The 15,864-nt window shown below is 62.5% G+C and carries 12 protein-coding genes; 7 read left to right on the top strand and 5 right to left on the bottom strand.

The window, feature by feature from the left end; genetic code table 11:
• The first annotated feature begins 27 nt into the window (after positions 1 to 27).
• From glcD to AC515T_RS10535, 5 genes are all read left to right on the top strand, one after another.
• On the top strand, positions 28 to 1,527 hold the full coding sequence (glcD, locus tag AC515T_RS10555; protein WP_496532424.1) for a glycolate oxidase subunit GlcD: 1,500 nt from the start codon (positions 28 to 30) through the stop codon (positions 1,525 to 1,527).
• The gene (gene glcE, locus AC515T_RS10550; protein ID WP_496532423.1) at positions 1,527 to 2,585 is read left to right on the top strand and encodes a glycolate oxidase subunit GlcE; all 1,059 of its coding nucleotides are present in this window, start codon (positions 1,527 to 1,529) and stop codon (positions 2,583 to 2,585) included. The genes glcD and glcE overlap by 1 nt, the downstream gene beginning before the upstream one ends.
• A 1-nt stretch (position 2,586) precedes the next feature.
• Positions 2,587 to 3,807 (top strand): glycolate oxidase subunit GlcF, encoded by a 1,221-nt coding sequence (gene glcF / locus AC515T_RS10545; protein ID WP_496532422.1) that lies wholly within the window; start codon positions 2,587 to 2,589, stop codon positions 3,805 to 3,807.
• A gap of 88 nt (positions 3,808 to 3,895) precedes the next feature.
• The gene (hglS, locus tag AC515T_RS10540; protein WP_496532421.1) at positions 3,896 to 5,284 is read left to right on the top strand and encodes a 2-oxoadipate dioxygenase/decarboxylase HglS; all 1,389 of its coding nucleotides are present in this window, start codon (positions 3,896 to 3,898) and stop codon (positions 5,282 to 5,284) included.
• 299 nt (positions 5,285 to 5,583) lie between these two features.
• Positions 5,584 to 6,102, top strand: coding sequence for an Hcp family type VI secretion system effector (locus tag AC515T_RS10535; protein ID WP_496532420.1), 519 nt, complete (start codon positions 5,584 to 5,586; stop codon positions 6,100 to 6,102).
• Positions 6,103 to 6,613: 511 nt separating this feature from the next.
• Here AC515T_RS10535 and AC515T_RS10530 read toward each other — a convergent pair.
• The 5 genes from AC515T_RS10530 to AC515T_RS10510 form a co-directional block, all read right to left on the bottom strand.
• Entirely contained in the window at positions 6,614 to 6,787 is a 174-nt protein-coding gene (locus tag AC515T_RS10530) for a hypothetical protein (RefSeq protein WP_163006834.1), read from the bottom strand.
• Positions 6,788 to 6,813: 26 nt separating this feature from the next.
• On the bottom strand, positions 6,814 to 7,050 hold the full coding sequence (locus tag AC515T_RS10525; RefSeq protein WP_496532419.1) for a hypothetical protein: 237 nt from the start codon (positions 7,048 to 7,050) through the stop codon (positions 6,814 to 6,816).
• A gap of 65 nt (positions 7,051 to 7,115) precedes the next feature.
• On the bottom strand, positions 7,116 to 8,186 hold the full coding sequence (locus AC515T_RS10520; RefSeq protein WP_496532418.1) for a lipocalin-like domain-containing protein: 1,071 nt from the start codon (positions 8,184 to 8,186) through the stop codon (positions 7,116 to 7,118).
• Complete coding sequence (locus tag AC515T_RS10515; protein ID WP_496532417.1) at positions 8,176 to 10,647, bottom strand: ABC transporter permease; 2,472 nt, start codon at positions 10,645 to 10,647, stop codon at positions 8,176 to 8,178. The genes AC515T_RS10520 and AC515T_RS10515 overlap by 11 nt, the downstream gene beginning before the upstream one ends.
• Complete coding sequence (locus tag AC515T_RS10510) at positions 10,644 to 11,312, bottom strand: ABC transporter ATP-binding protein (RefSeq protein ID WP_496532416.1); 669 nt, start codon at positions 11,310 to 11,312, stop codon at positions 10,644 to 10,646. Before AC515T_RS10510 ends, AC515T_RS10515 begins: the two co-directional genes overlap by 4 nt.
• 247 nt (positions 11,313 to 11,559) lie before the next feature.
• Here AC515T_RS10510 and AC515T_RS10505 point away from each other — a divergent pair, with 247 nt between their 5' ends.
• Positions 11,560 to 13,479 (top strand): acyltransferase family protein, encoded by a 1,920-nt coding sequence (locus AC515T_RS10505; protein WP_496532415.1) that lies wholly within the window; start codon positions 11,560 to 11,562, stop codon positions 13,477 to 13,479.
• A 1,002-nt stretch (positions 13,480 to 14,481) separates the two neighbouring features.
• A complete protein-coding gene (locus AC515T_RS10500; RefSeq protein ID WP_496531333.1) occupies positions 14,482 to 15,783 on the top strand; it encodes an IS4 family transposase in 1,302 nt (433 codons plus the stop codon).
• Positions 15,784 to 15,864 lie beyond the last annotated feature (81 nt).

The following is a 15,864-nucleotide window of genomic DNA, read 5'->3' as shown; positions in this document are numbered from 1 at the left end:
TCGTGGCGACTGAGGGGTATCGACTCCATGAACATCCTCTACGACGAACACCTCGACGGCCCCTTGCCGAAGGTGGACAAACAGGCCCTGCTGCAAGCCTTGCAGGCACAGGTGCCAGACCTGGACATTCTGCACCACGAGGAAGACCTCAAGCCCTACGAGTGCGATGGCTTGTCGGCCTATCGCACCACGCCCCTGCTGGTGGTCTTGCCCAGGCGAGTCGAACAGGTGCAAGCGCTGCTCAAACTCTGCCATGAACAGCACGTCCCGGTGGTCGCCAGGGGCGCCGGAACCGGTCTGTCGGGCGGCGCCCTGCCCCTGTCCAGTGGCGTGTTGCTGGTGATGGCGCGGTTCAACCAGATCCTGCACATCGACCCCGATGCCCGCACCGCACGGCTTCAACCGGGCGTGCGTAACCTGGCGATTTCCCAGGCGGCGGCGCCGTTCGGGCTGTATTACGCGCCGGACCCGTCGTCGCAGATCGCCTGTTCCATCGGCGGCAATGTCGCCGAAAACGCTGGCGGCGTGCACTGCCTCAAGTACGGCCTGACGGTGCACAACCTGTTGAAGCTGGAAATCCTCACTGTCGAAGGCGAACACCTGACTCTGGGCAGTGAAGCCCTGGATTCACCCGGCCTGGACCTGCTGGCGCTGTTCACCGGCTCCGAAGGCCTGCTCGGGGTCATCACCGAAGTGACGGTCAAGCTGCTGCCCCGGCCCCAGGTCGCCAAGGTGCTGCTGGCCAGTTTCGATTCGGTGGACAAGGCCGGGCGGGCGGTGGCCGATATCATCGCCGCCGGCATCATTCCCGGTGGCCTGGAAATGATGGACAACCTGGCGATCCGCGCCGCCGAGGACTTCATCCACGCCGGCTATCCGGTGGACGCCGAAGCGATCCTGCTGTGCGAACTGGACGGCGTCGAGGCCGATGTCCATGACGACTGCGAACGGGTCCGCCAGGTGTTGGAGCAGGCCGGGGCCACCGAGGTGCGCCAGGCGCGGGACGAGGCCGAGCGGCTGCGGTTCTGGGCCGGGCGCAAGAACGCCTTCCCGGCGGTCGGCCGCCTGGCGCCGGATTATTACTGCATGGACGGCACCATCCCCCGGCGCGCCCTGCCCGAGGTGCTGCAACGCATCGCCAGCCTTGGCGCCGAGCATGGCCTGCGGGTCGCCAATGTGTTTCACGCCGGCGACGGCAACATGCACCCACTGATCCTGTTCGATGCCAACCAGCCCGGCGAACTGGAGCGCGCCGAAACCCTGGGTGGGAAAATCCTCGAATTGTGTGTCCAGGTGGGCGGCAGCATCACCGGCGAGCACGGGGTTGGCCGGGAAAAAATCAATCAGATGTGCACGCAATTCAACAGCGACGAACTGAACCTGTTCCATGCGGTAAAAGCCGCGTTCGATCCCCAAGGCCTGCTCAACCCCGGCAAGAACATCCCCACCCTGCACCGCTGCGCCGAGTTCGGTGCCATGCACATCCATGGCGGGCAGTTGCCGTTTCCCGAACTGGAGCGTTTCTGATGAGCCGCGAAGCCGACCAGGACGCCTGCGACCTGTTGCTCGAACAGGTCAATCGCGCACGGGCCAACGCCACACCGCTGCGCATCCAGGGTTCGAACAGCAAGGCTTTCCTTGGGCGCGAAGTGGCCGGCGAAGTGCTGGACACCCGCGTGCACCGTGGCATCGTCCATTACGACCCCACCGAGCTGGTCATCACGGCCCGGGCCGGCACCCCGCTGCGGGAACTGCTCGCCGCCCTGGAGGCCGCCGGGCAACGCCTGCCCTGCGAACCGCCCGCGTTCGGCGACGATGCCACGGTCGGCGGCATGGTCGCCGCCGGGCTGTCGGGGCCGCGTCGCCCGTGGGCCGGTTCGGTGCGTGACTTCGTCCTGGGCACGCGCTTGATCAGCGGCCACGGCACCTTGCTGCGTTTCGGCGGCGAGGTGATGAAAAATGTCGCCGGCTATGATCTCTCGCGCTTGCTGGCCGGCAGTTTCGGTTGCCTGGGGGTGATCACCGAAGTGTCCTTGAAGGTCCTGCCCAAGCCCCGTCACAGCTTGAGCATCCGCCTGGAACTGGGCAGCAGCGAAGCCTTGGAAAAACTCGCCGAATGGGGCCGCCAGCCCCTGCCCATCAGCGCCGCCAACCATGACAGCGACTGCCTGCACCTGCGCCTGGAAGGGGGCGAAGGCTCGGTCAGCGCCGCTCATCAGCGTTTTGGTGGCGAGGTGATCGACGATCAATACTGGACGGCACTCAATGAACATCAGTTGGCATTCTTCGACGAAGGCTTGCCGCTGTGGCGCCTGTCGTTGCCCAACCATACCGGGCCGCTCACCCTGCCCGGCGCGCAGTTGATCGACTGGGGCGGCGCGCAACGCTGGTTGAAAACCGGAGCCGACACGGTGCAGGCCCTGGCCCGTGAAGTGGGCGGCCATGCCACCTGCTATCGTCAGGGTGCCAGCGACACACCGTTCCAGCCACTGGCTCCGGCGCTGCTGCGCTATCACCGGCAGTTGAAGGCCCAGCTCGACCCGCTCGGGCTGTTCAACCCTGGCCGGATGTACCCGGAGATCTAGCATGCAGACTCGGTTCAGTGAGGAAAGCAAAAATCTGCCCCGCGCCGAAGAAGCCGAACGGATCCTGCGCAGTTGCGTGCATTGCGGTTTCTGCAATGCCACCTGCCCCACCTACCAATTGCTCGGCGATGAACTGGACGGCCCGCGAGGCCGCATCTACCTGATCAAGCAGGTGCTCGAAGGCCAGCCGGCGACAGCCAGCACCCAGTTGCACCTGGATCGTTGCCTGTCGTGTCGCAACTGCGAGACCACCTGCCCGTCCGGCGTGGATTACCACAACCTGTTGGACATCGGCCGGGCCGTGGTCGACCAAGCCGTGCCGCGCCCCGCCAGCCAACGGGCATTGCGCCTGGGGTTGCGCAGCCTGGCCGCCAGCCCTGAACGGTTCAAGGCCCTGCTGCGCCTTGGCGCGGTTTTCCGTCCGTTGCTGCCGCCGAACCTGAGCGCCAAGTTGCCCCACCCCGGCCCGTCCCACAGCGATCGCCCACCGCTGCGCCATGGGCGTAGGGTGTTGATGCTCGAAGGCTGCGTGCAACCCGGCCTGTCGCCCAACACCAACACCGCGGCCGCGCGGGTGCTGGATCGACTCGGCATCAGCGTGATCCCCTGCGGGCAGGCCGGCTGCTGCGGCGCACTGGATTATCACCTCGACGCCCAGGCCACCGGACTGGACCGCGCCCGACAGAACATCGACGCCTGGTGGCCGCACCTGCAGAACGGCGCCGAAGCGATCGTCCAGACGGCCAGCGGCTGCGGCGCCTTCATCAAGGACTACGGGCACCTGCTGGAGCATGACCCTGCCTATGCCGCCAAGGCCAAACAGGTCAGCGAACGGGCCCTGGACCTGGTGCAAGTGCTCGGCAACGAGCCGCTGGAACAGATCTGCGCGGCCAGGAACCAGCGCATCGCTGTCCATTGCCCGTGCACCTTGCAACACGCGCAGAAACTCGGTGGCAGCATCGAAGCGCTGTTGACGCGCCTGGGCTTCAACCTCACCGCGGTGCCCGACGGCCATTTGTGTTGCGGTTCGGCCGGCACTTATTCGTTGACCCAGCCGGCCTTGGCGCGGCAGTTGCGCGACAACCGCCTCAATGCCTTGGAAAGCGGCCAGCCGGAGATGATCGTCACGGCCAACGTCGGCTGCCAGAACCACCTCGACGGCGCCGGTCGCACGCCCGTACGGCACTGGATCGAGCTGGTGGATCAGTCCTTGGCAGAATGAAGTCCTGAAGATTCTTCGTTTGCCGGGGCTGGCGAAGGCTGCGATCTTTCGTTCAACTTTCCCACAGCCCCCGCCAGGAATTCTCACGATGAGCTTCGTCAGCCCCGACCTGATCCGCCAACGCTTCTCCAGAGCGATGTCCGACATGTACCGCGACGAGGTGCCGCTGTATGGCGCCCTGATGAAGCTGGTGGAACACACCAACGCCCAGGTGCTGGCCGAACAGCCGCCACTGGCCGTCCACCTGCGCAGCACCGGCGAACTCGAGCGCCTGGACCTGGAACGCCACGGCGCGATCCGCGTCGGCACCGCCGCCGAACTGGCGACCCTGGGGCGACTGTTCGCGGTCATGGGCATGCAGCCGGTGGGCTACTACGACCTCACGCCAGCCGGGGTGCCGGTGCATTCCACAGCGTTTCGCGCCGTGCATGAAAGCGCGTTGCAGGTCAGCCCGTTCCGGGTGTTTACCTCGTTGCTGCGCCTGGAACTGATCGAGAATGCCGAGCTGCGGGCCTTTGCCGAGTCGGTGTTGGCCAAACGGCAGATCTTCACCCCCGGCGCCCTTGAGCTCATTGACCTGGCCGAGCGCCAGGGTGGCCTGACGCAAGCCCAGGCCGAGGACTTCGTCCTACAGGCCCTGGAAACCTTTCGCTGGCACCACAGCGCCACCGTCACCGCCGAACAGTACCGGCAACTGAGCGCCCAACATCGCCTGATCGCCGACGTGGTGGCGTTCAAGGGCCCGCACATCAATCACCTGACGCCACGCACCCTGGACATCGACATCGTCCAGGCGCAGATGCCAGCGCATGGCATTACCCCCAAGGCCGTGATCGAAGGTCCACCCCGTCGCCAGTGTCCGATCCTGCTGCGCCAGACCAGTTTCAAGGCACTCGACGAACCCGTCGCCTTCACCGACCAGCCCCAGACCCGGACCCAGCCCCAAGGCAGCCACAGCGCCCGCTTCGGCGAAATCGAACAACGCGGCGTCGCGCTCACGCCCAAGGGCCGCGCGCTCTACGATCAATTGCTGAACGCCGCGCGCGATGCGCTGGGGGCGTTTCCCAACGAAGCCAACGCTGAACGCTACAACTCGCTGATGGCCGAACACTTTGTCGCATTCCCGGACAACCACGATGAGCTGCGCCAACAGGCATTGGCGTATTTCCGTTATTTCCCGACGCCCAAGGGCCTCGCCGCCAAGGGCACCCTCGGGCAAGCAGCGTCCCTGGAACACTTGCTCGAACAGCAATACCTGCGCGCCGAGCCCCTGGTGTACGAAGATTTCCTGCCGGTCAGCGCCGCCGGTATCTTCCAGTCGAACCTCGGCGATGCCGCCCAAAGCCATTACACCGGGCAGTCCAACCGCCAGGCCTTCGAAGCGGCACTGGGACGAGCGACCATCGATGAACTGGGGCTGTACGCCCAGACGCAACAACGCTCCATCGATGAGTGCAGGGCTGCGCTGGGCGTGTAGGAACATGCCGAAGGATAAAACGGCAAGAAGTTGCCTGACAGGCGCGCAGCGCAGCGCGCCTTCCTCGGTGATTCTGCCCGGGTAGCGCGACGTCCGGGAGGATCGCCAATAACTGCAATCTGTCGGGCAAGCGTTTGTGCGTTTTGTTGCCTGCCTGGCGGGGATAGCCGCCCCATCTCAAATCAACTTATTGATATTTATAGTTTTTTTGAAGATGGCATAACACTTGATAACCGTCAGGCCACCTCGGGGCGATTCCCGTCCCAGGCCCTATCGTTATCCAGGAAGGAGAGCATTCCTTGGCTACCCCCGCATACATGTCCGTTACAGGCACCAAACAAGGTCTGATCACTGCCGGTGCGTTTACCGCCGACTCAGTGGGCAACACCTACCAAGAGGGTCATGAAGACCAGGTCATGGTGCAGGCTTTCGAGCACCAGGTGACCATCCCTCGCGATCCTCAGTCCGGTCAGCCCACCGGCCAGCGCATACACAAACCCCTGATCATCACCAAGGTATTCGACAAGGCTTCGCCACTGCTGCTGGCCGCCCTGACGAGCGGCGAACGCCTGACCGAAGTCAAGATCCAGTGGTACCGCACTTCGGCCGCCGGCACTCAGGAGCACTACTACACCACCGCGTTGGAGGACGCGATCATCGTCGATATCAAGGACTACATGCCCAACTGCCAGGACCCGGAGAACACCCACTTCACCCATCTGGAAGACGTGCACTTCACGTATCGCAAGATCACCTGGACCCACGAAGTCAGCGGCACCTCGGGTTCCGATGACTGGCGTGTACCGGCCGCCGGTTGAAATCGGAGGCAGCCGTTCACGCATCGGCCAACACTGTGGGCAATGTGCACTCAAATAATTGATAGTTATTGATTCAGGACGGTGTTCGCCCAGTGCGACGGCCTCGGCAATCCATGCACTGGTAAAGAGCCTGACACTGGGCGAACGGGGACAATAATAATGGAACTTTCAGAATATGTCCGCGAGACTGTTTAAATAATTGTTTATGTTTGTTGTAACTGCCGGCGACTGATCATGACTCACGTGTTCGTACAGTTACATTTGTGGACCAGATTCCGGACCTGTGGCGAGGGAGCTTGGTCCCGCCCAGGCGAGCAGCGACCGCTTTTGGGGGCTGCTTCACATCCCAGCGCGAGCATGCTTCCTCGCCACAGTAGGTGGATGACAACTCTTACGCTCTCGCTGTACAAACAGTTATACAAAACATGGACAAATACAAAGAAGTTATCCATGTAGACAAATTAAACAGTCATTAAAAAACTCTTTTTAATACCAGTCGGCGTGACGCACTTCAGCCACGCCGTCCGGTTTTTTGCGCATCGGTGTCCCCCGCTTCAGGGTCACCCTGTTGCTGTTTGCGCTTGGCCGGATCATTGGGGCGCAAGGCATCGTTGTCGCGCTCCACTTCACCAGGCAACGCGGGCTCGTCCGGGTTCTGCGACGGTTGATCGGGGCTGTGTTTCATGGCGAACTCCTTGGATCTCTGGGGATTCAGGCATCGGGGTCGGCGACTTCTTCAGCGACATTGGCATCCGGAGAGCGCTGGTGCAGTTGCTCGGCCTGGTTCTTCAAATCCTGCCAACGCGCCAGATCGATGGCGCCCCGGCCGAACAGGTCATTGGCCACCCGCATCAGCTCGGTAAAGTGGGCATCGGGGGACTGCTGCCAATAGGCCTTGTCGTCGAACAACTGCTGCCAGTCGGCCAGCGGTTTGAGGTCATCGCTCATGGCGGGCTCCTGCGAGACATTCATCAGTTATGAGGGTCGACATTCGCGGGGAGTTCCGGTGATTCTCAGTAGCCGGTCATTTCCAGGTAGCCCGTGCCGCCCTGGTTGCCACGCAGTTGCACCGGGCCTTCCCAATAGGGAATGCGCAGGTCCATCCAGGCGTTGGGATTGAGTGCCTGGAGGGTAACGTCGAGTTGCTTGCCGGGAATCTTGATGGCCCAACGTACCGGCATCGAGCGTCCGGCGACTGGGGTGGTGTCCAACGGCACGAGGCTGATCTCCCCGGCCTGCAGGGTTTGCGCCTGGCCCTGGGCGTCGATCCAGGTGCCCGTTAAGTAAGGCGCGCCGTCCTTGTGGCGCATGCGATAGAGCATCACGTGCTCGCCGTTGTCCAGGTGCAGGGAGAACCAGTCCCAGCCGGTCTGGTTGGCGGTCAGGGGCTGGCTGCTCCATTCGCGGTCGAGCCAGGCCGGACCGCTGACCGTGTAGCGTTGACCGTCGATTTCCAATTCACCGCTGGCTTGGAAAAACGGCTGGCTGTAGTAGTACGACGCCTGCCCCTGTTCGGACTTCTGGCTGAAACCTTGATCGCCCTGCAACACCAGCGGACGGCTCGACGTCAGCCGCAAGGCATAGCTGAAGCGTCTGTCCCGAGCCTTCAATTGCATGTCCGCCAATGGCTCGGCCGCTGAAGCCTGGCGGGTGAATTGCCAATCGTCGATCCAGGCCTCGAAGGGCTCCGCCCGCACCCCGGCCTGCCCCACCCCGCCTCGGGCATAACGTTCGGCGGCATGGTGCACGGTGGCGGACGTGATCGCCGCGTGGCCGAGCCAGATCGTCTGGTTGCCCCAGCCGCTGGCCTGGGGCGCGGCGTTCAAAGCGCTGCGAAACAACGTCCATTGCACGCCGAATTCCCGGCCTTGGGCGTCCTTGAGGTTGGCGGTGACGTACCACCACTCGATACGAAAACCGTCATGAATGCCGTGATCGGCCGGGAAACTGAACACCCGCCCAGGCACGACCGGCGTGAACGCGACAGCCTGGTCGCCGAGGTCGGCAAAACCCTTTTGTGGCAGCGCTGAGTCATCACAACCGCTGAGCAACGCCAGCAGCAACACGCCGATTTTAATCTTCATGGGCAAAGGTCCTCAGCAAATCCGCCGGCTGCGTGCGGTACAACGCATACAGCGGCCAGGCCGAAGCCAGTAGCGTGGCAAGCATCGCCAGGGCCAACAACTGCACCAATTGCAGCGGGAACACTCGCAGCGGCAGGCGCCAGCCGAAGGCCTGCACATTGATCACCGCGTCCAGGCACCAGGCCAGGGCAATACCCAGCGGCAAGGCCAGGATCAGGGTCAACAGCGCCAGCAGCCAGGTTTGGCCGAGGTTGAGTAACATCAATTGCCGGCGCGTCACCCCCAGCGCCCACAGCGGTGCCAACTGGCCGAGGCGACTCTGGCTTTGGGTCAGCAGGCTGATGAACAGCGCCACCCCAGCCACCGCCAGGGTCAGGCTGTTAAGGGCCGCAGTGGCGGCGAAGGTGCGCTCGAACACCTGGGTCGACCAGCCCTTGAGCCGGGCCTGGTCGACGATGCGGCTGTCATCCAGGTTGAACCGGGCCTGCAACGCGGTCAGCAGCGCAGGGATCGCCGGCGGTTCGATGCGCAGGTTGAAACGGTTCGGCGTCAGCTGCGGCCAGTGCGCCAGCAAGTGATCGGCGTTGATCAGCACATGGCCCTTGGGATTGCCGTAGTCGGCGTAGATACCGACGATGCGCAGTGCCCAGGGGCCCTGTGGTGTCGGCAGGGTCAACTGGTCGCCGATCCTCACCTTGAGGCGCCGGGCCAGTTGTTCGCTGAGCATGAGGGTGTCGGCACCGGCCAGTTGCTCCCACGGCGTGTCGCCGGACGATTCCAGCAGCGGCCAATGCTGGCGATAGTGAGGGTGATCGATGATGCCATGGATGTCCGTCGGCCAGCCCTGCAACGGGATCGAGACTTGCCAGAGGGGTACGACGGCCGTGATCGCCGGTTGCTGCGTGAGCCAGGTATGCAGTTGTTCCGCCTGCGCCGGGGTTTGCGGGTTGATGTACAACTCGGCGCTCAACCGTTGTTCGAGCCAGTTGCTGAACGTCTGGCGAAAACCGGCGGTCATGCTGCCGGCGCCGATGTTCGCCGCCAATGCCAACAGCAAAGCCATCAGCGCCAGGCTCAGCGTCGGCAACTGCTGACGGCAATCGGCGAGAAACCATTGCCCGAGCACCGAGCGGTTGCGGCGCAGCAGCTGGTTCAGCGCACTGTTGAGCAACACCGGCAAGGCCAGCGCCGCGCCTAGCAACAAGGCGGTCATCAGGACAAAACCGCTGGCCAGGCTGTCGCCCCAGACCAACGCCGAGACGGCAATCAATGCCGCGCCTGTCGCCACCCAACCCTGGCGTCGCAACCAGCGCCCATGGGCCTGATGCCAGGCCTGGGGATTGGCCAGCGCCAGCAAGGGCAGGCGCGCCGCCCGCACCAGGCTGTCGGCGCCGGCCAGCAGCGCGCCGAGCAGGCTCAGCCCTACACCGCTGAGCCACCACCCCGGGCTGAGGTTCAAGTGCCCGGCCACTTCGGCGCCGTACAAACCCCGCAGGCTCGCCGCGACATCGGGCAACAACAGGCCCGCCAGCCAGTAGCCGCTGAGCACCCCGGCGATCCCACCCAGCAAGGCCAGCGCACCCAATTCGATGGCCAGACTGGTGACCAGCACCCGCGCACTGACGCCACAGGCCCGCAGGGTTCGCAGCAGGCTGCGGCGCTGTTCGAGGGCCAGGCCGATGGCGGCATGAACGATGAACAGCCCCACCACGAACGATAAAAACCCCAAGGCATCGAGGTTCAGGTGAAAACTTTCGGTCAGGCGCGACAGGTTGTTTTCTTCATCGGCGTGTTTGTATTGCAGCCGATCGCTGAAGGCCTCCGGCAACGCGGCGTTGAACGTAGCGGGCAACAGCAGCCGCGACAGCTGGTCCGGCAACCCGAGTACCGCTTGGGCAAAACCGATGTCCATCAACAGCACGCCGGGCGCCATGTCCACCTGGACATGCAGCGGCGGCAGGGCTCGTCCATCGACCGTACGAGGCCGATCGCCCTCGCCCAGCCCCAGGGCCTGCAAGGTCTGCGGGGCGATCCAGGTGCGACCGGGGTCGGTAAAGAACTCCACCACCTCACTCATCTCCCGCGCCTGCCCCGCCAGTGCCGCGCCAGGCGGCAGCGACACCGGATCGATGCCCATCAGTTGCAGGCGCTGATCCTCGTGCCCCTCGAGCAGCACCCGAGCCTGCAACACCGGCGACACCGGCCAACCCTGGCGCCGCAAATCGACAAACCATTGTTGAGCAAAGGTGCCGCCACCGGGTGCATTGAGGCTGGCCTGGGGTTCGCCGCCGATCAGTTGGCTGGCCCGAGCGTAGCTGTCCCGGGCCTGACTGTTCAGCGCTTGCACGCCAGTGAGCAGGCTGGTGGCGAGCCAGAGACCGGTCAGCACGCTGAAGAATTGCACCGGGTGCTGGCGCCAATGGCTGAGCAGGGCCTTGAGGGTCTGGCGAAAGATCATCACCCCTGGGCCACCTGCGCCAACCGTCCGCCGTGCAACACCACGCGCTGGGCCAGGCGCGCCGCCACCCGTGGACTGTGGGTCACCATCAGCAGGCTGGTGGGGCTGCCCTCCAGCAATTCCAGCAACAGTTGCAGCACTTCGTCGCTGGTGGCTTCGTCGAGGCTGCCGGTGGGTTCGTCGGCCAGCAACAAGGGCGGCCGCGAAGCCAGCGCCCGTCCCAGCGCCACCCGTTGCTGCTGTCCGCCGGAAAGCTGCTCGGGATAACGCCGCAACAGCGCTGCAAGCCCGAGCCGCTGCACCAGATGGGCTTGCCAGGCCCCGTCATAGCGGCCGCACAAGCGCGCCTGAAACGCCAGGTTGTCCTCCACCGACAAGCTGCTGATGAGGTTGAACTGCTGGAACACCAGGCCGATTTCCGTGCGTCGCCAGTTCGCCAACTGGCTTTCGCTCATGCCGTCGAGCCGATATTCGCCACTGCGGATGCTGCCGCGATCGACCTTGTCCAGCCCGGCGACCAGGTGCAGCAAGGTGCTCTTGCCGCTGCCCGACTCTCCCATCAGCGCCAGGCTACTGCCGGGCATCAGGGTCAGGTCGACGCCCTGCAGCACCGGTAACGGGCCTTGGGGCGTGGGGTAGCTTTTAAAGACAGCGCGGACTTCAAGCATGAAAAGGCTCGATGAATGAACGTGAGGCTCAGGATAGCGGAGTTGAGGGACGGCCCCACCTGGGATGATCCTGTGCGATCGTCCCTACCGCCTGTCACTTGGCAGCAAAACTGGATCCAACATTCCTTGCCAGGCGTAGATTTTCATCTATTAATCAATAACTCATAAACGCCGTTTCAGGCTGTCGGCGCAATCGTCATAAACATGACGAACTTGGATCGCTTCTTACCAAAGGACGACGGCCGCCATGCATCACGCCCAATATCGCCTCGATATCGACGGACTTCGCGCCATTGCGGTCATCGCCGTGTTCATCCATCACCTCAACCCCGGCCTGCTGCCAGGTGGATTCGTGGGGGTCGACATTTTCTTTGTCATTTCGGGTTTTCTCATCACTTCCCAGGTATTTGCCGAGATCAGGCAGAACACCTTCTCACTCAAGCGTTTTTATCAGCGACGCATCAACCGCATCGTGCCGGCACTGACCACGGTATTACTGGCGAGCGTGATCGCCGGGGCCTTCATTCTTTCCCCCGCCGACCTGATCCGACTCAACATCAGTGCGCTGTTCTCGTTGCTGGGTGTCTCGAACCTCTACATTTGGGTGAAGTACGGTAACTACTTCGCAGCGGACGCCAGCGAAGCCCCGTTGCTGCATACCTGGTCACTGGGTATCGAAGAACAGTTCTACGTGATCTGGCCGCTGCTGATCCTGGCGCTTTATCGCCTGCTGCCACGCTACCTGCTGCCTGTGTTGGGGGCCGGTATTGTCGCGACGGTGGGATTTTCGGAGTACGCCACAAACGTCTTCGCCACGGCCTCGTACTACTTGCTGCCCACGCGGTTTTTCGAATTGATGCTGGGCGGTGCGCTGGGCATTTATCTTTATCAACCCCACAGGCTCGGCCGCAGAATGGCCCAAGTGTATGGGCTGACGGGAGCCGGGCTAACTGGTTTTGCCATATTTGCCCTGAGCCCGGCGGCGCCCTTCCCCGGCCACAACGCCTTGATCCCCTGCCTGGGCGCGGCGCTGCTGATTCTGGCCGGTAGTGGCGAGGTCCGCTGGCGCTTGCTGACCAACCGACCCATGGTGTTCATCGGTCTGATTTCGTATTCGCTTTATCTTTGGCACTGGCCGCTGATCGCTTACCTGAATTACTTGGACATCGCCATTACGCCTGCCGTGGGAGCAGCGCTGGTGGCGGCGGCGCTCGCGCTGTCCTGGTGGTCCTGGCGTTACATTGAGGTCCCTTTTCGACGGACCGGGACGCAGTTGCCGTTTTCCCGCGTGCTCCTGCGGCGATTCACCCTACCGGCCCTCGGGCTCGCCGTGCTGGCGGTGATCAGCCTGCAATCAGGCGGGTTCGCCCAGCGCTTTGCACCGGAAGTGGCGACGCTCGAAGCAATGACCCTGGCCGAGCCGAACAAACTTCGCAGCGACTGCCACATGCCCAATGCCCGGTACAGCGCCGATCCCAACCCGGACTGCCGGCTTGGGGTTCGCAAGCCGCAACTCGACGGGATCATGGTGGGTGACTCGTTCGCCAATCATTTCACCGGCATGGTCGACATCCTCGCCGAACCCAATGGCATCGGGTTGATGGACTACACCCTGGACGGTTGCCCGCCGATCTTCGACTACACCGCCGGGCTTTCGTCGGTGTATGTCAGTCATTGTGTTGAGCGCAATAAACGGGTGCTCGGGCTGATCGAGCGCAATCACTACCCTTATGTCGTGCTGGCCGGGGCTTGGCCGAGGGATGCAGCGGCCGGGGACGCGGTCGAAGCGAGCATCAAGCGCGTGGCGCAGAACAGCGGCCAGGTCATCGTGATCCTCAGCAACCAGAACATCGACAAAGCCGCCACCTGCCCGGTGCGTCGCTTGATGTTCGCCACCCAGCGCCCCTGCTCGACCCCTCTGGACATTACGGCGTCTTATTGGGACGGCATACGCGCCAGGCTGCCCCAGGTGCGCTTTATCGACCCCAATCAGGTGATCTGCCCGGCAGGGTTGTGCAGTCCGATCATTGATGGGCAATTGCTGTATCGCGATGACGCGCACTTGAATGACATCGGGTCGCGCTTCATTGGTCGTGCGTTGCGTGATCGGGGTTTTTCGCTGTTGCATGACCCTGCCCAGTCCGAGCCGATTGCTGCGACGAGGTAGGTGCTAGAGAGCCTTGGTATTTGTTCGTCGGGTGGGGGGTATATCCGTTTCTGCGGTAACGGCTGCTGGCGGTTCCGCTCTTACAGCGGCTCACTTTTGAAGAGCCCGGAAGCCGGCCCAGTCAAAAGTAAGCAAACCGCTTTTGCCCCACCACTCGGTGCCTCGCCTAGGCTCGGCATGCCTGAACGAAGGCATTGCTCCGTGGGCCACCGCGAAGGGCCATCCATGGCCCAGCGCGGCTACCTCGGCATCCATGCCGAGGTGCCCACTCCACAATACCTTCGTTCAGCCAGCGTGGTTAACGGGGAGTCCGAGATCAACGTCCACCGCGAGGCGGCCTGATAGCCGACCTGGTTCTTGGTGAGACCGTATTTCTCCTGTGGGAGCGGGCTTGCTCGCGAAAGCGGTGTGTCAGTTTGCGGTGATGTTGGATGGGCCGGCCTCATCGCGAGCAAGCTCGCTCCCACAGGGGGGCGGGATGCACATGGATTTTGTGTCTGCTGAATATCCAATGTGGGAGCGAGCCTGCTCGCGATGGCGGTGTCACAGTCGATGAAGATGTTGGATGTGCTGGCCTCTTCGCGAGCAGGCTCGCTCCCACAAGGGGCTGCGGTGTAGATAAAACTTGTGGCCTCTGAAGATCCAATGTGGGAGCGAGCTTGCTCGCGATTGCGGTGGCTCAGCCACATAGACTGGCATGTGTCCCGCTCTTGCTCTTGCTCTTGCTCTTGCTCTGATTTGATCTCGACGCCCCGTTAACCACGCTGGCCGAACGCAGGCATTGCGCAGTGGGCATCCCGGCATGGATACCTGGATAGCCGCGCTGGGCCATGGAAAGCCTTTTTTGCTTACCTTTCTTGGCGTTTGAAAAAAAGTGAATCGCCGTAAGGGCCATCCCTTTCAAGGTCTTAGGTAAAATCCCCTGAAGTTTCTATCAGGGATACCAGAACGATGTGGGCCGATGTTCTAGCGCGTTTCGAGAAAAAAGCACCTGCCAGCGTTATGGCCAAATTGGCGCTGGAGCACGCTATTGCCCCTGAGTGGGTCGATCAGGTCTTCGAAGAACATCGGCAACGGCAGTATTCTCGTGAGCTACTGTTCTCGACCATCATCAAGCTGATGTCCCTTGTTTCATTGGGTTTGAAGCCATCCCTGCACGCCGCGGCGCGGCAACTGGAAGATCTTCCTGTCAGCCTGGCGGCCCTCTACGACAAGATCAGTCGTACCGAGCCCGCTCTGTTGCGCGCCCTGGTCACGGGCTGTGCGCAGCGCCTGGCTCCAACCATCAAGGAGTTGGGTTGCACGGCGATGCTGCCGGATTGGCAGGTTCGGGTGGTGGACGGTAATCACTTGGCATCCACTGAGAAACGACTGGGGGCTTTACGCCACGAGCGCGGCGCCGCTCGGCCCGGGTTTTCGGTGGTTGTCTACGACCCCGACCTGGATCAAGTCATCGACCTGCAGGCATGTGAAGATGCCTACGCAAGCGAGCGTGTTTGCGTGCTGCCTCTCTTGGCCGATGCCGAGCCGGGCCAGGTGTGGCTGGCTGATCGACTCTATTGCACGCTCCCGGTCATGGAGGCTTGCGAACAGGTCAAAACCTCCTTTGTCATTCGTCAACAAGCCAAGCATCCACGCTTGATTCAAGAGGGGCATTGGCAAGAACCCGTGCCTGTGGACGCGGGCACTGTGCGTGAGCAGATCATTCAGGTCAGAGGCGGTTATCAGTGTCGGCGTGTCGAACTGACGCTTCATTCGCCAACAGACTCGGGTGACAGCAGCTTGATGTTCTGGAGCAACCTGCCTGAAAGCATCAGCGCGCAGCAGATCGCGGAACTCTATCGCCGCCGCTGGAGCATTGAAGGCATGTTCCAGCGACTGGAAACAATCCTGGAAAGTGAAATCGAAACCCTTGGTAGCCCAAAGGCTGCATTGCTCGGGTTCGCTACTGCGGTGTTGGCCTACAACGTCCTGGCCGTACTCAAACGAAGCGTCGAGCAAGCCCATCAGGCTTCCCAGCCTGACGGCTGGGAAGCCTCAACCTATCACTTGGCGGTTCAGGTCCGGAGTGGTTATGAAGGCCTGCAAATTGCGCTGCCCTCGGAATGTTTTCCCGTCATACCTCTGGAAAAACTGGCCCAGCGCTTGTTGGAACTGGCCAGAAACATCCAACCAAAACAAGTTGCGAAAAATCCCCGGGGCCCCAAGGTGCCTAAACCCAAAACATGGGTGCAAGGCACTGCGGTGCATGCACATGTTTCAACGGACCGGGTAATCAAGGCCGCCAAAACGAAAAGACCTTGAAAGGGATGGCCGTAAGGGCGAAACCCTAAGTGGCCGTTACCGCAGCAATGGATAGGTACACGATGTCGACTGTGAGGCCGC

This window comes from Pseudomonas sp. FSO-7, assembly GCF_059579345.1.
Note: the sequence above shows the minus strand (reverse complement) of the source record. Positions and strands in the feature narration are given on the sequence as shown.